Source organism: Lysinibacillus sp. ZYM-1, from assembly GCF_001308875.1.
GTDB lineage: Bacteria > Bacillota > Bacilli > Bacillales_A > Planococcaceae > Lysinibacillus.
Window position 1 is genome coordinate 14,124 of record NZ_KQ465114.1, and the last position, 24,043, is coordinate 38,166.

Annotated in this window: 26 protein-coding genes and 1 other annotated feature; of the genes, 3 read left to right on the forward strand and 23 right to left on the reverse strand. The window is 37.6% G+C overall.

The features are described 5' to 3' along the window. Positions 1 to 50 precede the first annotated feature (50 nt). Positions 51 to 1,430, forward strand: a complete 1,380-nt coding sequence (locus AO843_RS09015; RefSeq protein WP_054610792.1) for an FAD-binding oxidoreductase — start codon at positions 51 to 53, stop codon at positions 1,428 to 1,430. Positions 1,431 to 1,474: 44 nt separating this feature from the next. On the opposite strand, the gene AO843_RS09020 is transcribed toward AO843_RS09015, so the two are convergent. From AO843_RS09020 to argF, 9 genes are all read right to left on the reverse strand, one after another. Beyond that, complete coding sequence (locus AO843_RS09020) at positions 1,475 to 1,987, reverse strand: GNAT family N-acetyltransferase (protein WP_054610793.1); 513 nt, start codon at positions 1,985 to 1,987, stop codon at positions 1,475 to 1,477. An 18-nt stretch (positions 1,988 to 2,005) separates the two neighbouring features. Continuing rightward, the gene (locus tag AO843_RS09025; protein ID WP_054610794.1) at positions 2,006 to 2,713 is read right to left on the reverse strand and encodes an amino acid ABC transporter permease; all 708 of its coding nucleotides are present in this window, start codon (positions 2,711 to 2,713) and stop codon (positions 2,006 to 2,008) included. A gap of 11 nt (positions 2,714 to 2,724) precedes the next feature. After that, positions 2,725 to 3,429 (reverse strand): amino acid ABC transporter permease, encoded by a 705-nt coding sequence (locus AO843_RS09030; RefSeq protein WP_054610795.1) that lies wholly within the window; start codon positions 3,427 to 3,429, stop codon positions 2,725 to 2,727. Between the two features lie 24 nt (positions 3,430 to 3,453). Next, positions 3,454 to 4,278, reverse strand: coding sequence for a transporter substrate-binding domain-containing protein (locus AO843_RS09035; RefSeq protein WP_054610796.1), 825 nt, complete (start codon positions 4,276 to 4,278; stop codon positions 3,454 to 3,456). A 19-nt stretch (positions 4,279 to 4,297) separates the two neighbouring features. Then, a complete protein-coding gene (locus AO843_RS09040) occupies positions 4,298 to 4,576 on the reverse strand; it encodes a glutaredoxin family protein (RefSeq protein WP_054610797.1) in 279 nt (92 codons plus the stop codon). Positions 4,577 to 4,588: 12 nt separating this feature from the next. Next, the gene (locus tag AO843_RS09045) at positions 4,589 to 5,602 is read right to left on the reverse strand and encodes an LLM class flavin-dependent oxidoreductase (protein ID WP_054610798.1); all 1,014 of its coding nucleotides are present in this window, start codon (positions 5,600 to 5,602) and stop codon (positions 4,589 to 4,591) included. A gap of 49 nt (positions 5,603 to 5,651) precedes the next feature. Then, positions 5,652 to 6,980: an LLM class flavin-dependent oxidoreductase gene (locus tag AO843_RS09050; RefSeq protein WP_054610799.1), complete on the reverse strand. Its 1,329-nt coding sequence runs from the start codon at positions 6,978 to 6,980 to the stop codon at positions 5,652 to 5,654. Positions 6,981 to 7,164: 184 nt separating this feature from the next. Next, positions 7,165 to 8,061 (reverse strand): LysR family transcriptional regulator, encoded by an 897-nt coding sequence (locus AO843_RS09055; protein WP_054610800.1) that lies wholly within the window; start codon positions 8,059 to 8,061, stop codon positions 7,165 to 7,167. A 301-nt stretch (positions 8,062 to 8,362) separates the two neighbouring features. Then, the gene (gene argF, locus AO843_RS09060) at positions 8,363 to 9,328 is read right to left on the reverse strand and encodes an ornithine carbamoyltransferase (RefSeq protein WP_054610801.1); all 966 of its coding nucleotides are present in this window, start codon (positions 9,326 to 9,328) and stop codon (positions 8,363 to 8,365) included. Between the two features lie 271 nt (positions 9,329 to 9,599). Here argF and AO843_RS09065 point away from each other — a divergent pair, with 271 nt between their 5' ends. Further along, on the forward strand, positions 9,600 to 9,755 hold the full coding sequence (locus AO843_RS09065; RefSeq protein WP_156313954.1) for a hypothetical protein: 156 nt from the start codon (positions 9,600 to 9,602) through the stop codon (positions 9,753 to 9,755). 322 nt (positions 9,756 to 10,077) lie between these two features. Here AO843_RS09065 and AO843_RS09070 read toward each other — a convergent pair whose 3' ends face one another. The 3 genes from AO843_RS09070 to AO843_RS09080 all read right to left on the reverse strand — a co-directional run bounded on the left by AO843_RS09070 (position 10,078) and on the right by AO843_RS09080 (position 13,491). Next, positions 10,078 to 11,595, reverse strand: coding sequence for a thiol-activated cytolysin family protein (locus AO843_RS09070; RefSeq protein WP_054610803.1), 1,518 nt, complete (start codon positions 11,593 to 11,595; stop codon positions 10,078 to 10,080). Between the two features lie 224 nt (positions 11,596 to 11,819). Continuing rightward, positions 11,820 to 12,908, reverse strand: coding sequence for a M42 family metallopeptidase (locus AO843_RS09075; RefSeq protein WP_054610804.1), 1,089 nt, complete (start codon positions 12,906 to 12,908; stop codon positions 11,820 to 11,822). Positions 12,909 to 13,005: 97 nt separating this feature from the next. Beyond that, positions 13,006 to 13,491 (reverse strand): dUTP diphosphatase, encoded by a 486-nt coding sequence (locus AO843_RS09080; protein ID WP_054610805.1) that lies wholly within the window; start codon positions 13,489 to 13,491, stop codon positions 13,006 to 13,008. Positions 13,492 to 13,596: 105 nt separating this feature from the next. Here AO843_RS09080 and AO843_RS09085 point away from each other — a divergent pair, with 105 nt between their 5' ends. Continuing rightward, complete coding sequence (locus tag AO843_RS09085) at positions 13,597 to 13,989, forward strand: hypothetical protein (protein ID WP_054610806.1); 393 nt, start codon at positions 13,597 to 13,599, stop codon at positions 13,987 to 13,989. A 26-nt stretch (positions 13,990 to 14,015) separates the two neighbouring features. Here the strand turns inward: AO843_RS09085 and AO843_RS09090 are convergent, their stop codons facing one another. The 11 genes from AO843_RS09090 to mutM all read right to left on the reverse strand — a co-directional run bounded on the left by AO843_RS09090 (position 14,016) and on the right by mutM (position 24,041). After that, positions 14,016 to 14,279 carry a DUF1294 domain-containing protein gene (locus tag AO843_RS09090; protein WP_054610807.1) on the reverse strand — a complete coding sequence of 88 codons (264 nt, stop codon included), beginning with the start codon at positions 14,277 to 14,279 and terminating at the stop codon, positions 14,016 to 14,018. Between the two features lie 132 nt (positions 14,280 to 14,411). Then, complete coding sequence (rplT, locus tag AO843_RS09095; RefSeq protein ID WP_054610808.1) at positions 14,412 to 14,771, reverse strand: 50S ribosomal protein L20; 360 nt, start codon at positions 14,769 to 14,771, stop codon at positions 14,412 to 14,414. 57 nt (positions 14,772 to 14,828) lie between these two features. Then, positions 14,829 to 15,029 (reverse strand): 50S ribosomal protein L35, encoded by a 201-nt coding sequence (gene rpmI, locus AO843_RS09100; RefSeq protein WP_004226312.1) that lies wholly within the window; start codon positions 15,027 to 15,029, stop codon positions 14,829 to 14,831. 31 nt (positions 15,030 to 15,060) lie between these two features. Further along, positions 15,061 to 15,564, reverse strand: a complete 504-nt coding sequence (gene infC / locus AO843_RS09105; RefSeq protein ID WP_024363824.1) for a translation initiation factor IF-3 — start codon at positions 15,562 to 15,564, stop codon at positions 15,061 to 15,063. Between the two features lie 95 nt (positions 15,565 to 15,659). Continuing rightward, positions 15,660 to 15,807, reverse strand: a sequence feature (ribosomal protein L20 leader region). A 172-nt stretch (positions 15,808 to 15,979) separates the two neighbouring features. Then, a complete protein-coding gene (gene thrS / locus AO843_RS09110; protein WP_054610809.1) occupies positions 15,980 to 17,911 on the reverse strand; it encodes a threonine--tRNA ligase in 1,932 nt (643 codons plus the stop codon). 432 nt (positions 17,912 to 18,343) lie between these two features. After that, on the reverse strand, positions 18,344 to 19,273 hold the full coding sequence (gene dnaI / locus AO843_RS09115) for a primosomal protein DnaI (protein ID WP_255350372.1): 930 nt from the start codon (positions 19,271 to 19,273) through the stop codon (positions 18,344 to 18,346). A 27-nt stretch (positions 19,274 to 19,300) separates the two neighbouring features. After that, positions 19,301 to 20,665 carry a replication initiation and membrane attachment family protein gene (locus tag AO843_RS09120; protein WP_054610811.1) on the reverse strand — a complete coding sequence of 455 codons (1,365 nt, stop codon included), beginning with the start codon at positions 20,663 to 20,665 and terminating at the stop codon, positions 19,301 to 19,303. 16 nt (positions 20,666 to 20,681) lie between these two features. Beyond that, a complete protein-coding gene (gene nrdR, locus AO843_RS09125) occupies positions 20,682 to 21,152 on the reverse strand; it encodes a transcriptional regulator NrdR (RefSeq protein ID WP_054610812.1) in 471 nt (156 codons plus the stop codon). 182 nt (positions 21,153 to 21,334) lie between these two features. Beyond that, a complete protein-coding gene (locus AO843_RS09130; protein ID WP_054610813.1) occupies positions 21,335 to 22,357 on the reverse strand; it encodes a glyceraldehyde-3-phosphate dehydrogenase in 1,023 nt (340 codons plus the stop codon). A 204-nt stretch (positions 22,358 to 22,561) separates the two neighbouring features. Further along, positions 22,562 to 23,155: a dephospho-CoA kinase gene (coaE, locus tag AO843_RS09135; RefSeq protein ID WP_054610814.1), complete on the reverse strand. Its 594-nt coding sequence runs from the start codon at positions 23,153 to 23,155 to the stop codon at positions 22,562 to 22,564. Between the two features lie 13 nt (positions 23,156 to 23,168). Further along, complete coding sequence (gene mutM, locus AO843_RS09140; protein ID WP_054610815.1) at positions 23,169 to 24,041, reverse strand: bifunctional DNA-formamidopyrimidine glycosylase/DNA-(apurinic or apyrimidinic site) lyase; 873 nt, start codon at positions 24,039 to 24,041, stop codon at positions 23,169 to 23,171. Between the last annotated feature and the right edge of the window lie 2 nt (positions 24,042 to 24,043).

The following is a 24,043-nucleotide window of genomic DNA, read 5'->3' on the forward strand; positions in this document are numbered from 1 at the left end:
AATAAATGCATGATAAAGTTTTACTTATCAGAAAATTTGGAGGGATTGGAATGACTGTTGCAGTAGAATTAATTGTCAATCAACTCAAACAGGTTTTATCAGAAGAACAAGTGTCAACAAACGAAACGGTACGACAGCTACACGGAAAGGATGAATCCCATCATGCGATGATCTTACCAGATATCGTTGTTTTTCCCCGCTCCACCGCTGATGTCAGTGGCATTTTAAAAGTCGCGCATGCACAACGTGTACCAGTTGTACCATTCGGTGTTGGCTCAAGCTTAGAAGGAAATGCAATTCCTATTGCACATGGTATTTCAATCGATTTCTCTGAAATGAATGCTATTTTAGAAGTTCGACCTGACGACCTCCTTGTAAAAGTACAACCAGGCGTCACACGTTCACAATTGAATAAAGAATTAAAAAAACATGGATTACAATTTACAGTGGATCCTGGTGCTGATGCAACGCTAGGTGGTATGGCAGCTACAAATGCTAGTGGCACTACTGCGGTTCGTTATGGTGTTATGCGTGATCAAGTTCGTGATTTAGAAGTAGTACTTGCAGACGGCTCTGTTATCCATACAGGAAATTTAGCAGCGAAGTCCTCTTCTGGCTATCATTTAAACGGTCTATTCGTTGGCTCAGAAGGTACACTTGGCTGCTTTACTGAGCTTACATTGAAAGTATACGGAATACCTGAATTCGTGACTGCAGGGCGAGCGGTATTTGATACGGTGGGCGATGCTGTCAGTTCCGTCACGACATTATTACAGGCAGGAATTTCGGTTGGTCGAGTGGAATTGGTCGATGAAGCCTCCATTAAACAAGCCAATATTTATAACGACACATCCTTTAACGAAAAACCGACTCTATTTTTAGAGTTCCATGGAAATGAAGCGGGTATGCATGCAGATATAGCATTTGCTAGCGAAATTTTTGAAGACTTTCATTGTCTATCTGTTGAATTTGAACATGATAATGCTGGACGTAATAAACTATGGGAAGCGCGCCATTCATTGGCATATGCCTATATCCACTCTTACCCTGGAAAGAAGCTTATGTCAACAGATGTCTGTGTACCAATCTCTATGCTTGCAGAAACCATCTTATATGCACGGGAACAACTCGATAATGTTGGACTAGCAGGTGGAATTGTCGGTCATGTAGGAGACGGTAATTTTCATGCACTGTTAATGTTAAATCCGAATGATACGGAGGAGCGAACAAAAGCCGATCGCTTCAACGAGCACATTGTTCAATATGCTCTACTTCGAGGAGGTACATGTACGGGTGAACATGGTGTTGGGATTGGTAAGATGAAATATCAAGCTACTGAACACGGTACCTCCCTTACAGTCATGAAAAGTATAAAGGTAGCACTTGATCCACATAACATTATGAATCCAGGAAAAATTTTCTCCCTATAACCATTAGAAACCCGCCGATGTCTACCACGTCAGCGGGTTTATATTTATAGATCATAACGAAAGCTCTTAACTAATATATCTCCTTTATAAAACTCCTTTGACTCGTCTCTTACAAAGCCCAAAGATAAATAAAGATTAATAGCAGCCTGCATGATATCACCTGAATGCAAGTATAGTGCCTGATCCTGTCTCTTTCTGGCAAAGGCAAAACTTTCATGCAATAATTTCTTGGCAACCCCCTGCCCTCTTCCATTTGGATGGACACCCAATAAGCGAACGATTGTCGATTGAATATTAAGCTCTGGCAGTCCATAAGCTTTCTCAGCATCCGTAAATAATTGTAATCCTCCTAAAATCTCATCGCCACGCTTTGCGACTAAAATAGTTTCTGCGTTCGGATTGCCGACAGAGGCACGGATATCACTTAAATACGACGCCCATCGCTCTGGATCCTTATAATCTTTTTCATATTGTCCATAGCTCTCTACTAAAACCTCAAGATAACGTGCATAATCTTCCTCTTGTAAATGTTCAATAACAATTTCCGCTACTGTCATATATATTTCCCCTTTCTACTAAAGGCCACTCTTACTATAGGCCGTTACTCTTTTTTCAATGAGGTGTGAGATCCATTCTGTCATGATCGAAATACTCCAATAAATGATACCAACAGCAATGAAAGCCTCTAAAAACTTCAAGTTTACAGAAGCAACGATGTTCGCCACTCCTGTCAATTCTTTGATGGAAAGAAAAAAAGCTAATGAGGTGGCATGTAAAAAACCAATAAAGACATTTGTAAAGTTAGGTATAGACTTACCAAATGCTTGCGGCAGGATATAACGTCGCATAGCTTGAGTAAATGTTAAACCTATTGCATACGCCGCTTCTAATTGTCCTTTGGGTACACTTAATATACCTGAGCGAATAATTTCTGAGGCATAGGCCCCAGCACTAAATGTAAGCGCGAGTATCACAAAAAATAATATAGGAATTGAGCTTGATTGAATTGCTAAATGGAAAGTATTTGCCACACCATCCACTATAAGGGGTAACCCAAAATAAACGAGCATGATATGCATAATAATAGGTGTGCCTCTGAAAAAGGATACATATAAATTTAATAATGGTGTGACAAATTTTATTTGCTTCATCCGCACAAAGGCTACGATTATTCCTATAACAATGCCTAAAAAAACAGGTGTAAATGTCATGAATAAGGTTAACGGTATTACTTTACTAATTTCTCGTAAAGCCTCCAACACAAATGCGATATCAATGGTCATAGCACATCCCCCTAATGAGTGGCAATTTCTTTTGGCATATAGCGATTAAAATAACGTTCATTGAATTTGAATATTTTTTCAAGAACCATCACTATCACAAAGTAAACAATAGACAATGCCACATATATTTCTAGCGCTCGTGTTGTGGAAGCAATCAAAGTTTCTCCACGCCCAACCATATCCATCACACCAATTGAAAAGGCTAGTGATGTATCTTTTAGTGAACTAATCATCGTGTTCGCGATATTTGGGAAAGCAACACGTATTGCTTGTGGGAAAACAATTCGCATAAAAGCTTGTGGACCATTTAAGCCTACGGAATAGGCTGCCTCCATTTGCCCATTGTCAACAGTTAATATGGCTGCACGAAATATTTCAGCAAAGGCTGCCGCATTGCTCAGTGTATACGTAATAATGACAAAATACATGGCATCCATTCGAGTAACATCAATATGAATGAGCTTTAGGATTGCAGGTACGCCATAAAATACTAAGAACAACTGCACTAAAATGGGTGTGCCACGAATAAATGATATATAAATTGTGATAATTTGCTTCAATACCGGTATGTGCAGAAGCTTCGGTATAGCTAGCATAATCCCTATCACCATACCAAAAAGTATGGAGAATACTAGGATTTCAAAAGTTACTGGTAAATACTGAAGCAATGTAGGGAGTAATTTCGCAATGAGTACGAAATCAAAGTTATTTTCCATACTTTTTTCTTCCTCTCTTGTTTGTTAAAAGTCTACTGAATAGTCATCTCCTAACCATTTTTGACTTAGTTCGCTTATAACACCCTCTTTCTTTAGCTCAACAATAGCCTCATCTAAACGCTCTTGTAACTTCACCTCATCCTTATTTAATAAGAAGTAAACTTTCGAATTTAATAATGCATCCCCGACGACTTTTTGCTGTGCCTCATTACTTTCGTTATAGTATTTCACGGCAAATGGTGTCGTAATAATAGCATCAATACGACCACTTGCAAGTTGATTATTCACATCGACTGAACCAGAAGAATACACGATATTCGCTCCTAAATTATGTTCCTTGTTATATTTTTCAATAAAGACAGCGGAGTTACTTGTCGGAGAAACGCTCACGTTTTTCCCTTTCAAATCATCAATAGATTGAATCTCTTTATTTTTTTCGTTCACTGTCACCTTTAATGGGAAAACATTATACGGTTCTTTATTGAATAAAAATTTCTCTTCTCGCTCACTATTCACTTCCATTTGATGGGCAATAAAATCAATTTTTCTTGTCTCTAAACTTAGTAATAGATTTGAAAATTCCATTGTTTTAAATTCAAATTCATACTCAGGTAACTTTTCATCGATGGCTCTAACTAGCTCTACATCATAGCCAGTTAGATTTCCCTTATCATCTAAAAAACAGATATTTGGAAACTGTGTACCTGTACCGACAATAATTTTTTGTACATCTTTCCCTCCTTGTGCCGTCTTTTGTTCACTCGAATCTTCGTCCGATTTCTCTGAACTCGCACATGCTGTTAATAGAGCAATTAGCAAAAGTAGCAAATAAAACAATATTTTTTTCATATAATTCCCTCTCCTTCTTCTATGCATGTGAGGGTAAGCCCACGGCAAGTGCATCCTTGACGTGCTCTAATCCGATTTCTGTTACGGCTCTATAGACGCCACTTTCCCTTGAACCAATCTCTACAACAGGCACGTACCGAATGCCATATTTTAAGTCAAGAATGTCTCTAAACGTATCATTATTTGTCACATCAACTGTTTTATAGGGAATGCGCTGTTCTTCTAAATAAGCTTTTATGTCATCACAATAGCTACACCCTTGCTTCGACCAAACAATTATATCTCTAGTCTTTGTCATCATTTTTCCTCCTTAGCTTACCGCTTCTATTTTCTCCAAATGTAAATTAATGGGACTTAAAAGTTCAAAGGAGCGTTGTCGTTCAAATTCCTTCAACACTGGTGTGTGCAAAATGAATTCATCTACTTGATATTGCACGTGAAAATTATCTAATAGGGCTTTAATTTCTTCTGGTGACCCATGGACAATATCTGCATCATACTGTTTGACCGTATACCCTTCTCCAGATTCCTGCCCAAATTTTTCTGCTAATTCTACTGATTGTAAAGTCAGCGTCCTGCCGCTTGCTAAATGCACCTTTGTAATCTTTTGGCCTTCTATCAGCTCTATTGCTTCGTTTTTTGTAGGAGCTGCAATGGCTGCGATGGAGACAGCAAAGTGACCTTTAGGATGATGTTCACGATAGATGCTAGCCGCCTGCGCTAGTAACTCATTGTCGCTATTAATGAATCGTGCAAAGACGAAGGCAATACCGAGCCTTCCTGCAAGTTCTGCACTTTGTGGACTTGCCCCTAATAAAAACAAAGCCGGCTTTACATTTGGAATTGGTGTTGCCTGCACACCATGCAGGTCATGATTCGTTGGTAAAGTTTGTTCAATTAATTGTTGTAAAAATGTTAGTCTCTCTTCAAAATCCTCGCCTTGATTGAGAGTGCCATATTGTAAAGCCTTCGTGGAAAGAGGCAAACCACCTGGCGCCTTCCCAATGCCTAAATCAACCCGGCCAGGTTCCAATGATGCAAGTACATGAAAATTTTCCGCTACTTTGTATGGACTGTAATGCTGGAGCATGACTCCACCTGACCCAATACGAATGGAATTGGTTTTTGCAAGTAAATAGGAAACTAATACTTCCGGGGATGACCCTGCTAGTGTATCAGTATGATGATGCTCCGATACCCAAAATCGGGAGTAGCCCAACTGCTCCGCTTTCTGTGCCAATGCTACAGTTTTTTGTAACGTTTGCTCATTTGTTGCTCCATCAATAATTGGACTTTGATCTAATATGCCTAATGTATAACTCATACACTGCCTCCTCCTTAATTTCATTTATTCAAATAAATTTACTTGGTTTTTAGACAGACTGTTTGACATAGCGACTTTCCTTGAACGGTAAACCCAAATTACCACGCAATGTGTCTGCTTCATAGTCTTTCCGATAAAGCCCTCTCGCTTGTAATATTGGCACCACTTTATCAACAAAATCTTCGAGGGCACCTGGTACCGTCACACCAATTATGAAGCCATCTGCTGCCTCCTTTTCAAACCATTCCTGTACAAGATCTGCCACGTGCTCAGCTGTCCCAAAAAATGCTGTTTTTGGAGTGGCCTCACGTAAAGCAACTTGACGTAAAGTAAGTCCTTCATTCTTAGCATATTGTTTAATATAATCTGTCGTACTTCTAAAGCTATTTGCCCCAATATCACCTAGCTCAGGAAACGGCGCATCCACATCATACTGTGTAAAATCATGATGATCGAAGTAACGCCCCAAATAAGCCAAAGCACGATCAATAGAAACGAGTTCAACGATTTCTTGGTATTTTGCCTCTGCTTCCTCATCTGTTTCACCAATGATAGGGGAAATTCCTGGGAAAATTTTCACTTCATCTGGATTGCGCCCAAATGCTGCAATCTCTGTTTTTACTCTTTTGTAAAATTTTTGCGACTCTTCTATGGTTGCTCCGTGTGTAAAAATGGCATCTGCATCCTTCGCAGCCAATCGAATCCCAGCATCAGATGACCCAGCTTGAAAAATAACGGGCTGACCTTGCTTTGTTCGTCCAATATTAAGTGGACCTTGGACTGAAAAATACTGCCCTTTATGATTTAACGTGTGTAATTTCTCTGGATCAAAAAATTGGTCATTTTCGACATCTGCAATAAACGCATCATCTTCCCATGAATCCCATAATCCTTTGACGACCTCTAAATATTCTTCGGCAAGTTGATAACGGTCTGCATGGCTTGGATGTTGGTCAATTGTTTTATTGTAGTTTAAAGCTGTATTCTCTAAAGGAGTAGTCACTACATTCCAACCTGCACGCCCTGCACTAATATGATCTAAAGAAGCAAATTGGCGTGCTATTGTGAATGGTTCGCTATAGGAAGTCGATACGGTCCCAACTAATCCAATGTTTTTGGTCGCTACAGCTAATGCCGATAATATCGTAATAGGCTCAAAACGATTTAAAAAATGAGGAATGGATTTTTCATTAATAAATAAACCATCCGCAATAAATGCAACATCAAATTTTCCTTGCTCCGCCTTTTGAGCCTGCTGAATATAAAAAGGCAAGTTGACACTTTGATTGCTCGCTACCTTTGGATGACGCCAACTTGAAATATTGCCACCTACTCCGTGAATAATTGCACCAAAACGAATTTTGTCCTGTCTAGCCAAATCAATTCCTCCTCAATTTTATTTTTTACTAAACATAGTGGTTAAGTATGCTTTTGTGTTAAAAAAATATTTATTTACAATATTTCATAAATAAATTTGGATTGAGAATGATATTACAGTTCATTGAAGCAATATGCAATAGGTTAAGTAATAGAAAAAATTTATGGTCTAATAAAATATTTTATCAATACTTGATTTGTACGCTTTCAAATTCCTTAGCTGTATCACAGATTGTCTGCCAAAAAGCTGATGTCAATGTATCTTTATTTTTATAAGTTAAAAATATATGTTGATTCATATCCAGTAAATGTTTGACATCTATCTCCACAAACTCGCCGCTTTCAAGTTCATTTTTGACACAAAGTTGGGGTAAAAAGCTTATATAATCTTTTGTGCGAATAAACGCTTTAGCGACTTCTAAATGATCTGTTCGAACCTCAATATTCGCTGCTACCCCCTCTACCTCGAACATTTTATGCACATAATTCCAATCAAACGCTCCACATTCAAAAAACACCATTTTCTGTTGTGCCAATTCTTTCACTTGTATGGATTCTTGTAGTTGTAAAGGATGATCGCGATGCTTCACAAGTTTCACTGCATTATTTAATAATAACTCATTGCAAACTCCATCCCTATGCACATACTGAATGAAAGCTAAGTGAATTTGATGACTTTCCAATTTTTCTAATAGCATGGCTGTTGATCCAGTCATCAATTGAAACCGCAAATTTGGGAATTTTTCTTTCCATTTGGGCAATGCATCTGCTAAAAAATATTGAGCTGTTACTCCATTTGCACCAATACATACGTCATCTGTTTCCTGTGTCTCTTCTAATTGCTTTTTTCCTTGCTGAAATGTTTGCACAATTTGAGTAGCAAAAGGTAAGAAGTCTTTGCCTTTATCTGATAAGGTCACACTTCGTCCATCTCGATAAAATAATTCAACACTTAGCTCTCGCTCTAATGATTTGATTCGTGCAGTCACAGTTGGCTGCGATAGAAACAAGGCATTGGCTGCCTTATGGGTACTCTTATAATGTACAACATATAAAAAAGCCTCAATATGGTCTATATTCATGTAAATTCCACCCCTTCATTCCTTTTTTATTTCATTATATAAATAATTCATTATATTCTCCATATTTTATAGGAAAAGTATGTTTTATTTCTATACCGACACAAAAGAAAAAAGTAACCCAGCGTCTCCCAGGTTACTTGACTATGTAGCGATGTAGCCATCCATCTTGACAACAAACATCGCGCATGGTGAACATCCCTCTGTCTGCCAACCACTTGTATGTTATTCACATGGGCACCCTCTGTTGCCCATGTAAACTCTATCTATCGTACTTCTCAACCCGAGAAGTATATGTCAGATATTATGCTAGAATCGATGCTAGAACTGCTTTCTGTGCATGAAGTCTGTTCTCAGCTTGCTCAAAGATATATGAATTAGAGCCATCAATAACAGATGTTGCCACTTCTTCCTCACGATGTGCTGGCAAGCAATGCAGGAACATATAATTTGGTTTCGCATAGGCAACTAGCTCATCATTAATTTGATAATCTGCAAAGTCTTGCAAACGTTTTGCTGCTTCTTCCTCTTGGCCCATTGATGTCCAAACATCCGCATAGACAACATCTGCATTTAATACAGCCTCCACAGGGTCATTTGTGATCATAACTGTGCTGCCATTTGCCGCTGCAATAGCCTGTGCTTTCGCGATTACTTCCGCATCACATTCATAACCAACAGGTGTTGCCACGGCTACATTCATACCAACATGTGCTGAAGCAACTACTAAAGAATGTGCTACATTGTTGCCATCTCCCACATAGGCAATTTTAAGTCCTTTTAAAATACCTTTGTTTTCTGCAATTGTTTCTAAATCCGCTAAAGCTTGGCATGGATGATAGATATCCGTTAATCCATTGATGACAGGAATTGCCGCATGCTCTGCAAGCTCCTTGACCATCGCATGGGAATTTGCTCGGATCATAATACCATCTAAATAACCTGATAATACGTGTGCTGTATCGTAAATGGATTCGCCGCGACCAATTTGTAAATCACGCGCATGCATAAACATACTTTTCCCACCTAGTTGATTCATGCCAACTTCAAATGAAATACGAGTACGCGTTGAATGTTTTTCGAAAATCATACCCAGTGTTTTACCTTCAAGTAATCTTGGGCATTTCCCTTCTTTGGTGATCATTTTAAGCTGTGTTGCTAACTCAATCAGTTCTTCAACTTCTTGACTTGTATAGTCTAGCAAAGTTAGCAGGTCTTTTCCTTTTAAACTAGACACTAACTTCAGCTGTACTTCCTCGAGTAATTTCATGGCTTTCGCTCCTTATATCGTTGCTGTTGAAATTAGTATAACATGCATAAATATAAAATCAACTGAATTTTTATAATTAATTCGAATCACTATTCATTTGTTATTAAATGTGTCTAAAATTCATCATTATGAATACTTATGCATATTAAGCAATTTTCAAAAATCACAAAACCTCTATGAAGTATTCTAGTATGCTTAAATCCTTATCAGTACTTCGGTTAGAGAGGGTGTTTATTTGTTTACGGTGAAGTATAAGGAGCTATCTAAAAAAGTGGAAAAATGGATCCTAGTTGGAAGCAGTAAAAGAAGAACACGCAGGTGGGCAGCTATCACTTGGGCGGAGTTTGTTAGTGACAAAGGTGAAAATGTCGTGAATACCATTTTCCTTTGTGAGTATGACTCAGGTAAGCTCATTATTAATGAATAAGATGAACTAGAAAAATTATTTCTATTAACAACGGAAGAAATAATGAACAATTCTTTAATACCTTACAGTTGGCTTTTTAGAACTATCATAAAAAAACTCCTACCAAATATTTGATAGGAGGTAAAATCATATTATTTCTATAATTAATCGAAGGTATTTCATTCTTTTAACTACTTCATGGTCATTTTTTAATGACTTCCAACATTAATTTAGCAGCACTATTCATAATCATTACGATGTAGGATATTCACTTAGTGCTTGTACGCCATTTGCTGTTCCATAGATTGAACATCCTATGCCTTCCCATACTCATAACTAATACCTAATCAATACTACCTGTTGGGTATAATGTAGTTCCTCCAATGGAGACTTTTATTTCATTAGACAATGGAACATTATATTCATCAATAACCGTTCTCCACCATTCCCATGCAAGGCCTGTACATTCTCTTGCATAGATTCTTATATTTTTTGAATTAGGTGGAAGTGGTATTACTGTAGAGAAATGAGCTGTTTTGTCTTTCCAATTTCCATCCCAAGTTTTATGGGTTAATACTTCATTTCCATTTTCATCATAGGAAAATTCGTCCCAGGCTACTTCAAATTGAGCAACGTATGCACCATAATGATCAAGGATGATCTTTCCTTTAGAATATTCTGTAGCTGTCGTCTCGATATAATCTGTATTGTTATGAACAGCAGCAATTGAATGATCCTTTAAGAAAACACTTGTATATGAAATTGGATATGCTGGATTTTTAAGACTAAATTCTCCATTATCTTTAATTATTTCTCGAATATCATTAAAGTCCTTTGAGACAATTTGATTATGCTTTTGTGAATCTCCGCCTAATACTACAGCCGTAAAGGAACTTTCTTCAAAAATATCCTTGTATTGTGCACTAGTTTCTACATTAGTATTAACATTCTTCAATAAGGCTTTAAAAGCAGCTTGGACATCCTTGCTTTTAGAGCTTGTCTCTAATTTCACATAAATTGTTCTACCATAAGCTACATTTGACACCATAACGGGAGGGGCATCGTTACTTACTCCTTTACGAGTTAACTCTGTAAAATCAACACTATCATCGAAAAGGTCTGATGGATTGTTAGGCAGTTCAGCACTTACGGTATAAAAAATTTGTTTATATGCCGCAACCATCACTTTTTTCTCTCCATTCGCAATCGCATTAAAGTCAATTCCCAGTGAATTGTCGAGAACTTGGGCGTTTACATTCAGAGCGCTTGCTATTTGAGATTTGCTATAAACCATTGATTCTGAATATTGTAGTCTTGCAGGCAAAGTATGTGTTGTGGAATATTTCTCACTCCATGTAGATACTAATTCATCTACTGCTCCTGACACATTACCATATGTTGGATTATCAACGGTCGTAGTATTTTCTCTTTTCATGCCAGGTAAATCAATGCTTATATTTAGCGGTTTTCTTTTGGCCACCAATAAATTTGGTTGATTGTCTGCAAAAGCTTGGTTTGCAAGTTGTAATACTCCTGGATATGTACGATTCGCCATTGAATCAATAATTGAAATATCCACCGGTGAAGTTGTCAGTGATTTTTTATTACGTTCAACCACTATAAATTTATCATTTGCATTAATACCTTCTCTCGGAACAAAGCTATCAACCTTGTCACCATTCACTGCTAATACTTCTTTGTTATTGTAGTTCAAATTTGCTATACCAGTATCAATGTCATTCGATTTGCTTTTTTCACTAGAACTATTAAGTGTTTCAGCAAAAGAAATACTAGGATAATTTATGATGCATAGACTAATAGATAAACATACTAGAATCTTTATTACTTTTTGAATTCTCAAAGAAAACCACTCCTTTTATAGGAAATTATACCATATAAAAATAATTTTCAAATATAGTATTTTGGTTTCATTTTCAAGTAATTCCACCATCCTTCTAGAGCTATATAACTTTTCATAATTAAAATCTACTTTGATATATACTTTTTTGGTTTAACCAACCCAATATAAAAAGCCTTCTAACATTTTAATTAGAAGGCCATTAATATTTAGTTCTTTTTGTTTAATTAATCGAAAGTAATTTTATTCACTGCTTCACGGTCTAATTTTTTAATAACTTCTACCATTAATTTAACAGCATTATCATAATCATCACGATGTAGGATACCTGCATGTGAATGGATGTAGCGTGTCGCAATACCGATTGATAGTGCTGGTACGCCATTTGCCGTTACGTGGATTGAGCCAGCATCTGTACCACCGCCAGCCATTGCTTCAAATTGGTATGGGATATTGTTCTCGTCTGCTACGTCTAATACGAATTCACGTAAGCCACGGTGTGATACCATAGATGCATCATACACAACAATTTGAGGACCCGCACCCATTTTACTAGTTGATTCTTTAGCTGTAACTCCTGGAGTATCTCCTGCTACGCCTACATCAACAGCAAATCCAATATCTGGTTGAATTTTATGTGTCGCTGTTTTAGCACCACGAAGTCCAACTTCTTCTTGTACATTCCCTACTGAATAAAGAATGTTAGGATGTTTTTCATTTTGTAAAGCTTTCATAACATCGATAGCAATGGCACAACCGATACGGTTATCCCAAGCTTTTGCTAACAGATATTTTTCATTTTTCATAACATTGAATTCAAAATATGGTGTTACCATATCGCCAGGGCGTACGCCCCACTCAAGCACTTCATCTTTAGAAGCAGCACCAATATCGATAAACATATCTTTAATGTCTACTACTTTATTGCGCACATCAGCAGGTAAAATATGAGGTGGTTTTGAACCAATAACCCCAATCACTTCATCGCCCTTACGTGTCGTAATTGTAACGCGCTGTGCAAGCATAACTTGGCTCCACCAGCCACCTACTGTTTGGAATTTGATAAAGCCTTTGTCATCGATTTGCGTAACCATGAAACCTACTTCATCTAAATGTCCTGCTACGACGATTTTAGGCCCGTTTTCATCGCCTACTTTTTTAGCAATTACACTACCTAAGTTATCTGTTTCTACAGTATCTGCATATGGTGCAATGTATTTTTTCATGACCTCGCGCGGTGCACGTTCATTACCTGCGATACCATTTGCATCTGTTAAATCTTTAAACATTTGTAATGTTGGATCTAGTTGTGTCATCCTTTTGCCTCCTACTTCTTGTATCTACTTTATTATACTTCGTTTACCGAAATATTCCTAGCTTAATCGTCTGAAAATTGGTGTATTTCTTAATTATTTAATATCCGGAACGCTGACGATTATAATTTTCTTGGTTTTTTTCTATATAGGCACGAACTACATCTTCGAATGTAAAATCAAGATTGTGTGCAAGTATTCCATAGCATTGCCAAATCGCTAAATAACGATCCTCTGTAGGTTGTTGAATAAATGACAAAATAACATTTTGAGTCGCTAAAAATGTTGCCGTTAAATTTCTACTCTCTTCTACCACTGGCCATTTTTCGATTGCTGTATAGCCCTTTAATAAGCCCAGGGATAAGATAAAATGAATAGAATCCACATATTCTTCTAAAATGACTTCACGTGCTGATGGCCCCTTTGTGCTCCAAAATTTAAAGCAGCGCGTTTCATTGGCAAGCTCAGCTAGCTCCACCATTAATGCTAGCCCTTTTTCTTGAAACACATCTTGCTGAATATTTTGCGTTTGCTCAATGAAATCATCAAGCTCTTTTTGCATGGTAAACAATTGTTGTAAATTCATTTTTTTCTCCTAAATTTCTAAAAAATATTTAAATAAAAATGAAACTATTTGACCTCCCTAATCGTATAGGAAAGAATAACCTTTCTTCAAGGGGGAAATTTGAAAATGTTGCCTTTATTAATTCGACTTGCTGTAATAGCGCTTATTATTTATGTATTTTATAAAGCGATTCGTTATATAACTGATCCTAAACGAAAACTTGATGAAGCCTATGAAAAAGGCCAATATTACTTTTATGATGACGTTAAGAATGTCCGGAAAAATTTCTTTATTTCCTATAAGGGTGCTCTTTTTGAAGGCGAGAAGTATCTAGGTACGACAGAGGATGCCTTTGAGGTTGTCACCATTTTTGTTGGTGCACGTGATACTGCAACTTTGCAGGGCTTTTCAAAAAGTGACTTTGAATATTTACAGCAAGAAATTCTATTAAATTATCCAAGTGCGAAAATCAATTGGAAGCAGCCCATTGAACAGCTTATGCGTAACACATCCTCTTGATGAGGATGTGTTTTAATTGTTTTCACTTATATCCACAATTGTACGATGATAAAAATTTGAATGGCTGCAAGTAGAGGAAAACCAAATGCAAAACTATTGTGGCGTGTTTTGTGTCGGAATAAATACATGCCAAGCACCCCACCAATTGCCCCTCCTACGATGGCTAGCGTAAACAAAGTGCGTTCTGCAATACGCCATTCATGCTTTTTTGCACGCGATTTATCCATACCCATTAAAATGAGCAACACAATCGATATAATACTCATATAAGCTAATAATGCTTGTCCCATTCCCTACTCCTTTATCCAGAAACGTTATATTATTAATCTAACACAAAAAAGACTGATGGAAAAATCCATCAGTCTTTTTTTCACCTGTCGCTACGCTTTCGGTGCAGAAATAATAGTTGACTTTGTCAATTATTATTTAGCTACTGCTTTTTTAGCAGAGTCTGCTAATTGAGTGAATGCTGCAGCATCAGTTACCGCTAGGTCAGCTAACATTTTACGGTTAACTTCGATACCAGCAACTTTTAAACCGTGCATTAAACGGCTGTATGAAAGACCGTTCATGCGAGCAGCTGCGTTGATACGAGTGATCCATAATTTACGGAAATCACGTTTTTTCTGACGACGGTCACGGTAAGCATACTGACCTGATTTCATTACTGCTTGGTTAGCAACTTTGTATAATGTATGTTTTGAACCATAGTAACCTTTAGCTAATTTTAATACTTTTTTACGACGTTTGCGCGTCACTGTTCCGCCTTTTACGCGTGGCATATGAATTACCTCCTGCTTTTCATTAAAAAATGAATGTTAGTATTTTTTTGTAGTCAATTATTTCATGTAAACAAGTAAAGATTTGATACGTTTAAAGTCACCAGATGAAACGATGTTTGCTTTACGTAGGTGACGTTTTTGTTTCGTAGATTTGTTTGCGAATAAGTGGCTTCCATAAGCACGGTCGTATTTTAATTTACCTGAACCCGTTTTTTTGAAACGTTTCGCAGCTCCACGGTGAGTTTTCATTTTTGGCATGTCGAATTCCTCCTAAACTGTTCGTCTAATATTATTTCTCGTTCTTTGGTTGAAGAACTAAGAACATGCTTCGGCCTTCCATCTTCGGTTTTTGTTCAACCGTTGATACTTCAGCACAAGCTTCAGCAAAACGATCTAACACACGTTGACCAATATCTTTGTGTGTAATCGCACGACCTTTGAAACGTAGGCTACATTTTACTTTATCGCCTTTTTCAAGGAATTTAATCGCATTACGTAACTTCGTTTGGAAATCATGCTCATCGATTGTTGGGCTCAGACGAACCTCTTTCATTACGATGACCTTTTGATTTTTACGAATTTCACGGTCTTTCTTTTGCTGTTCAAACTTAAATTTACCATAGTCCATGATACGAGCGACTGGCGGCTTGGCTTGAGGGGCCACAAGGACAAGATCCAAGTTTACACGAGTGGCGATTTCTAGCGCTTCGTTACGTGTCTTTACACCAAGCTGGTCACCATTGTGATCGATTAATCGAAGTTCACGTGCGCGAATGCCTTCGTTTACATACATGTCTTTGCTAATAGTAATCCACCTCCAAGTAGTTGTCGCGAATACATGGTTTGGGCAAAGTCTTGCCCGGTTGAACGGTACATCCTCTTGTCATGTCCATAAAAAAAGGACGGACATTTTGAAGATGTCCGCCCGCTATATGTGCATGCGTATGTGTACGCAAAACAATTCAACGTGTCATACCTGTTCACAGCCTTTAAAGCGTTGTATCAGGTGAGAAGCGGGCAGCCTCTACTTCAACCACAAACTTTGTATTCATTAACCTTAATTATATTAGCATGTATATGATAAGCTGTCAAATATCTTTTTTTCTTATCATTACTAGATTGATCTAACATTAAATGATTTATACAAAAGCAAGATTCATTTTATACAAAAAACCTCACTTTTGCAAGCGAGGTTTCTTATGAAAATATTATTTTGTAATTTCTGCTTTTATAGCTGTTAGGAAATCCTCAAAACTAATTGTTTCGGAATCTTTTGAGCCATAACGACGAACATTTACGCCATTTGCTTCAACTTCTTTATCACCAATCACAAGCATATACGGAATCTTTTTCATTTGTGCTTCACGGATTTTATAGCCTAATTTTTCTTCACGATCATCCATTTCCACACGTAAGCCCGCCGCTATTAATTGCTCTTCAATTTGTTTTGCATAGTCGAAGTGTGCTTCATTCGATACTGGGATGACTTCTACTTGTACCGGAGCTAACCAAGTTGGGAAAGCACCTTTATATTCTTCAATTAAGAAAGCAACGAAACGTTCCATTGTTGATACAACACCACGGTGAATAACGACTGGACGATGTGGTTTTCCATCTTCTCCCACATAAGTTAGGTCAAAACGTTCTGGTAATAAGAAGTCTAGTTGAACTGTTGATAAAGTTTCTTCTTTACCAATCGCTGTTTTTACTTGAACGTCAAGTTTAGGACCATAGAATGCAGCTTCACCTTCTGCCTCGAAGTAGTCTAAACCAAGCTCATCCATTGCCTCTTTTAACATGCTTTGTGCTTTTTCCCACATTGCATCATCATCGAAGTATTTTTCAGTATCTGCTGGGTCGCGATATGATAAACGGAATGAATAATCTTTTAAATCGAAATCTTTATAAACCTCTAAGATTAATTGAACAACTTTTTGGAATTCCACTTTAATTTGGTCTGGACGAACAAAAATATGTGCATCGTTTAAAGTCATTCCACGTACGCGTTGTAGGCCTGAAACTGCTCCTGACATTTCATAGCGGTGCATTGTACCAAGCTCTGCAATACGTAAAGGAAGATTACGATAAGAATGCATACTATTTTTGTAAACCATCATATGGTGAGGACAGTTCATTGGACGCATAATTAATGTCTCGTTGTCCATTTCCATTGGTGGGAAAATAGAATCTTGGTAATGATCCCAGTGACCTGAAGTTTGATAAAGCTCTTTCGAACCTAATACTGGTGTATAAACATGCTTATAACCAAGCGATAATTCTTTATCTACAATATAACGCTCAATGACACGACGAATTGTTGCACCATTTGGTAACCAAAGTGGTAAACCTTGACCGACTTTTTGAGAAGTTGTAAATAACTCTAATTCTTTCCCGATTTTACGGTGATCACGTTCTTTTGCTTCTTCTAACATTTGTAGGTGATGTTTTAATTCTTCTTTTTTGAAGAATGCTGTACCGTAAATCCGTTGTAGCATTTTGTTATCAGAGTTGCCTCTCCAATAAGCACCTGCTAATGATAACAACTTGAATTCACGAAGTTTACCAGTAGATGGTACGTGAATACCACGGCAAAGGTCGAAAAACTCTCCTTGATAATAAATTGAAACTTGCTCATCTGCAGGAATCGCTTCTAGTAATTCTAATTTATATTCATCGCCAATTTCTTCAAAAATTGCTTGTGCTTCTGCACGACTTACATTTTTGCGTTCCACCTCTAAATTTTCAGCAATAATTTTTTTCATTTCTTTTTCAATTGCTGGTAACTCTTCAGCAGTGATTGGTGTTGGTGAGTCAATATCGTAGTAGAAACCACCTTCAATGACAGGACCTATACCAAGCTTCACATCTGGAAATAAACGTTTAATTGCCTGTGCTGTTAAGTGTGCTGTTGAGTGGCGTAAAATCTCAAGTGCTTCTTCATCATCTTGTGTGATAATAGCAATTGTTGCATCTTCTTCGATTGGTGTTTTTAAATCCACTAACTCACCATTAATTTTACCTGCATAGGCTTTTTTTCGTAAGCCAGGGCTGATTGATAATGCTACGTCATCTGTTGATGTACCTTTTACAAATTCCTTTACAGCGCCATCTGGGAAAGTTAATTTAATCATTTCTGACATATTCTTTGCACTCCTTTGTTTTTGTTGAATACATAATGATTGATGAGCGTTTGACTAATGAATTAAATGATTAGGCTTCTTATTTGAGCGCACTCCAACTCGGATTGAGCGAGATCTCCACATCTAAAAAAACAAAAAAGCTCCGTCCCTCACAAAAGGGACGAAGCGTATGCTCGTGGTTCCACCCTTCTTCCTTCCGACTTACAAAGTCAGACGAAGCTCAAGGCTAGCTAACGGGCTAGGGACCGGCGAAAGATTATCCCTTTCGCTGCTCAGTAGGTAGTAAATGATGCGTTCATACTAGGAAGCTTTCAGCCGATGACTTCCCTCTCTAGAAGCTGATACACAAAATTCATGTCCTCATCAATGCATATTGATATTTAGTATATGAGTCAGTATACGCTCGATTGTCGAAAAATGCAACTACCAATGTTACATCCTACGGTTATTGCCACGCATTTCAATTGGCTCTGTCAAGGCTTTGATACGCTCCATAATACGCCCCGCCTTGACAACCTCAATATCACCTTTTTGCGATTGGGCTAAATGGTGCTCTAATTCTCCATAATTAAAATTAGATGTAATAAACGTTGGCAATTGTTCAGCCATACGATAATGGAAAATGGTTCCTAAAATTTCATCTCGTGTCCAGGCGGTCATTGTTTCTGCTCCTAAATCATCGAGCATTAAGACAGGTGCCTTTTTTATATAGTCTATTTTTTCATTCAATGTATTATCGCCAATAGCATTTTTCATTTCCCGTAAAAATTCTGGCACAAACACAACAACAGAACGTATTTTTATAGACGCTAATTCATTCGCGAGTGCGCCAAGCACAAAAGACTTCCCTACTCCAAATTTACCGTATAAGTAAAAACCTTTTGATGGTAAATGACCTGATTCTTTTGTCGCTTTTACAAATTGTGCTGCTTTTTGGGCAATCATTACTCGTGATTCATCATCAATACTTAAATCTTGAATAGTTGCTTGAAGCACATCTTTTGGCATATGCATACTTGCAATCATATTCGCGACATCCCGACGCTCTTCTTCCCTGATCTTTTGCTCACAACGTACATAATCAATTTCAACTGTGTTCCGAACTACCCTTAAAGTAGGTAGGAAGCCTTTTAAATAGTTTGTACAATGTTCCGTGTTATCACAGCCGCAGCACTCCGTAGATTGACTAATAAATTCATGGAGCTTAGGTAAATTTCGTTCGATATTGTCATAGTTTAATTCATCTGCATGTCGTGCTAGAAATTCTTGCACTCGGGGATTTTCTAAAATTTCACGGCGCATGGCCTCATAACGTTCTTTGAACGAGGGTACATTAATAGCTCGTTTTAATGGTCCATTTATAGGTTCGATTGTTGCTCACCTTCTTTACTATTCACTTTTTCCTAGCATTTCTAATATTTTTTGACGTTCTTTTTCAAAATCTATCGTGCTAGAAGTACTTTCCTCTTGCTTCTCATCACGTTTATAAAACCATTCAGGGACTTTTTCTTCTCGTTGATGTCCTGAACGTCCCTTAACACGTTGATTCGTTTTATTTGTCGTTTGAGGTTTGTTTTTCCAAGTTGTATATTTATCATGCTCTTGGCGTGCGAGCTCCATTGCTTCTTTAGCAGTTTGAATATTTTTACGAACCCAATGATCCGCGATCGTTTCCACATATTTTTTAGGCAACTTCATATCCGTTGTTAACATAACATACTCAAGCAAAGCATTGACCACCCCAATCGGCATACCATGCTGAACAATCAAGCTTTCTGCTAGTTGTACAGAGGTTTGCAAAGGTTCTTTACCATTATTTATATCACGTAACACTTGAATAGGAGCCGTAGTCTCTAAATAGTGTTGTAACTCCTGATCCTTCGTTTTTTGACCTGTTTCTTCTAATGGCAGGGGCTCGCTTACTCTCGCTATTTTTGGTGGCTCTTTAGATACGGTCAACTTATAGAAATCGGCAGCTGCCTTGCGTAAGCGTTCTTGTGAAATCCCTATATCATCATCTAAAGCTAGTATCACTACTTTTTGCATATCGAGGGCTGTTAAATGGTATAAAAATGCCAGTTTTGCAATCGACTCACGAACTTCTAATGTCAGTAAACTAGACGGTACCAATTGCTCGGATAAACCTGCTTGTAACAAGTCAAAGTCAAATTGCTCCAAATAAAAAGGATATACCCTTTGTTGTTTATCCTTATGATTCGTATCTACTTGTAAATCTGATGGAATATTTGAATGAACAGGCTTATAGACATCTATAAAAGCGCGTGATACGTCCTTAAAATCTGCGTCCCTCACAGGTGACATAAAACGTTGACGTAAATTACGATATGCCTGCTCTCCAATTTTGCTAAACAAAAACATCGACAACAGTGGGTCTTTCATAAAGCTTTCTGCATCTAAAGGACGCTGTAGCTCATATAAAAAACTTCGCTCATCAGCATTTTCTTTTTTCCATGTACGTAGTAAACCAATTGCTTCAAGGGCTATACGTGCCTCAAACACTTTACCAATAGGCAGACCAAGCACATTTATTAAATAATAATGAGTCATTTGCTGTCTTGGCAGTTGCTCTGCTTCTGCCCATAAAGTCAAATAAAGGCTAATGGGGTCTGAGCCCGTTAAAGGTTGATAGAATAACGTTACTAATTGACGCTCCTGTGTAGAAAATGCTTGAGGTAGACGAATGTCAAAAGGATCGCCAGGCTGCAATTCCTTATACAAATGAATCAACGTCATTCATCCTCTCTATTTTCTATGATTTTTGCTCCGTTTGACGTTGAATAATATCTTTAATCTCCTCGATAAAGACATTGATATCTTTAAACTGACGGTAAACCGACGCAAAACGCACATAGGCCACCTCATCAATTTTAGCTAAGCGGTCCATTACCATTTCACCGACATCTTCTGAGCGTACCTCTGAATTACCAATACGACGAAGATCTTTTTCAATTGATAGGACAAGTTGCTCCAGTATATCAAGCGCAACTGGGCGTTTCTCACAGGCACGAATAAGCCCACGAAGTACCTTTTCACGGCTAAATTCCTCTCGTGAACCTTCTTTTTTCACTACAACTAATGGGGTCTCTTCAATTTTTTCAAACGTTGTAAATCGGAAGCCACATGACTCACATTCACGACGTCTACGAATTTCTTTATTATCATCTACTGGCCTCGAATCCACAACACGCGTTCCGTTAAATTGGCAAGATGGACATCTCATATAATTACTCTCCTGGTTTACAACAATTTAATATTTCTATTATAACAAATTTCCTACATGTAAGAAAAGTGCATTCACGTTAGTGAGCTCATGATAAACCTAAAGGACCTAAAGTACAAGGAAAGTTTTTTAAAAAAGCACATTGAAACCAGTTAGATTTCAATGTGCTCAAAATTAAAATATTATGCGTTTACTGTTTCTAATGCATTAGCCACTTTTTTCACTAGATCAACAACACGTGCAGAGTAACCCCACTCATTGTCATACCAAGCAAGCACTTTCACTTTACGGTTACCTAATACCATTGTAGAAAGTCCATCAACTGTTGATGAGTATGTCGTTGTATTGTAATCAGAAGATACTAGTGGTTCAACTGAGAAGTTTAAAATTCCTTTCATCGGACCTTCTGTTGCAGCTTTTACGAATGCTGCATTGACAGAATCAACTGTCACATCTTTATTTAAATCTACTACGAGGTCAACTAAAGATACATTTGGTGTTGGAACACGAAGTGCCATACCATGAATTTTACCTTCTAATTCAGGTAAAACTAATTTTAATGCTTTTGCCGCTCCTGTAGATGTTGGAATAATGGATTGTGCGCATCCACGTGCACGACGTAAATCTTTATGTGGATTGTCTAAGTTCTTTTGATCGTTTGTATAAGCATGAACAGTTGTCATTAATCCATTTTCAATACCAAATGTATCATTTAATACTTTTGCTACTGGTGCTAAGCAGTTAGTTGTACAAGAAGCATTCGAAATTACATCATGTTTAGCAATATCAAGTTTGTCATCATTAACACCTAAAACAATTGTTACGTCCTCGTTTTTACCTGGTGCTGTTAAGATAACTTTTTTCGCGCCCGCTTCTAAGTGCATTGCTGCTTTGTCACGTTCGTTAAATTTACCAGTAGCTTCAATAACAATATCAACACCCATTGCAGTCCAAGGTAATTTTAATGGATCTCGTTCACTAATAATTTGAACACGTTTACCATTTACAATTAAAGCATCGCCTGCTGGTTCTACCGTACCCTCAAATGTTCCGTGATTTGTGTCATACTTAATCAAATGTGCTAACGTTTCTGCTGGATAGCTAGCGTTAATTGCAACAATATTTAAACCTTGTTGTACGATCGCTTGGCGGAAAACCATACGTCCGATACGTCCGAAACCATTTATAGCAATTGATACTGTCATTTAAAAATCCTCCTGTGAGTACATACTCAGATTAATTATATACTTTATGGTGATTAGTATAACACAATTTTAAAAAAGATGAACATTATATACTCATAATATTAAAGTTCTTATTTTCTGAAAAATTATTTTTTATTATGGCTTTTCGCCCATAAAAAAATGCGTAGCAAGGTTTAATTTGCTACGCATTTAGCCTGAAATAACTTAAACGACATCCCAATAAGTTAGGATTTTCTTTAATTGTTCCTCTGTATTTTCTATATTCTCATTATTATAAATGACCGCATGTGCTCCTTTTTCTTTGACAGTCATAGGTAGCTGCGAGTGCATACGTGCTAAGGCATCCTCTTTTGATAAATGATTGCGTTCCATTAAACGTCGGAGTTGAACCACTTCACTTACTGAAACGACAATGATACGCTCCACAAAATGCTGAAGCTTACTTTCAAATAACAAGGGAATATCCATGACAACGTGCTCATACCCTCCTTCTAAATAGGCATCACGTTGACGTAACATTTCCTTTCTAATGGCCGGATGCATGATATCATTTAAAATTTTACGCTTGGCAGGCTCATGAAAAATAATATCTCCAAGCATTGTTCGATTTAAATTTCCGTCCTCTAGCAATATATCTTGCCCGAAGCTTTCAGCAATGAGTGCTAATGTTTCCGTTCCTGGTTCGACGACATCTCGCGCTACAATATCTGCATCGACAATCGGTAATCCCAGTTCGAGCATCATTTTTGCTACTGTACTTTTTCCGCTTGCAATACTTCCTGTAAGTCCGATAATCATTGTTAAATCCCCTTTAATGTTGACAATTTGGGCAAAAAACCGATGTACGACCACCAACTGTCATTTGACTTGTTGCCGTTCCACATGCTGGACATATCTTTTTCCCATACATTTTCAAACGATTCTGCATGCTTCCAGCTTCCCCATTGATGTTTCGATAATCAGAAATCGTTGAACCACCTGCTTCAATACTTTGACGTAAAACAGCAACAATCTCTTCAAATAATGCCCGCTTTCGTTTCTCGCTTATGCGATTCAATTTTCGAGCAGGATGAATTTTCTGAGCAAACAGTGCCTCCGTTGCATAAATATTGCCACAGCCCGAAATGACTTGCCCATCCATAATCACTTCTTTTACAGCCTTATTCGCATATTTCGGTAGTTTGGATTTTGTCATAAAAAAATCACACGCTAACTCATCAAATGGCTCCGGTGCCATTTTTGTCAAAGGGGCGTGATCTTCAATTTTTGTCAGAAAACGAAGTTCACCAAAGCGGCGAATATCTGAATAAATTAAGTAACCACCATCAGCCATTTTAAAAGTTGCATGAATATGCTTTTGGAATTTAGCTTCATTGATTTCTTCTGGTGAATTCACTACAAACCATGCACCTGTCATCCCCAAGTGACTGACAAGAACATATGGGACATCTTCTTTCAGCAAATGAAAGAAAATATATTTCGCACGTCGTTCAATCTTCGTAATCGTCATTTGGGACAACGTCAATTCAAATGCATCAGGCTCTGCTTGTTTAACGATACATTGTTTCCCCTCACTAAAAGAGAAATGTACCCTTTCAGATAGCTGAACGTGTTGAATTGTACGTCCTTCAATCTTTGGCTTCAATGCCTGGACGACACCTTCCACCTCTGGTAATTCAGGCATTT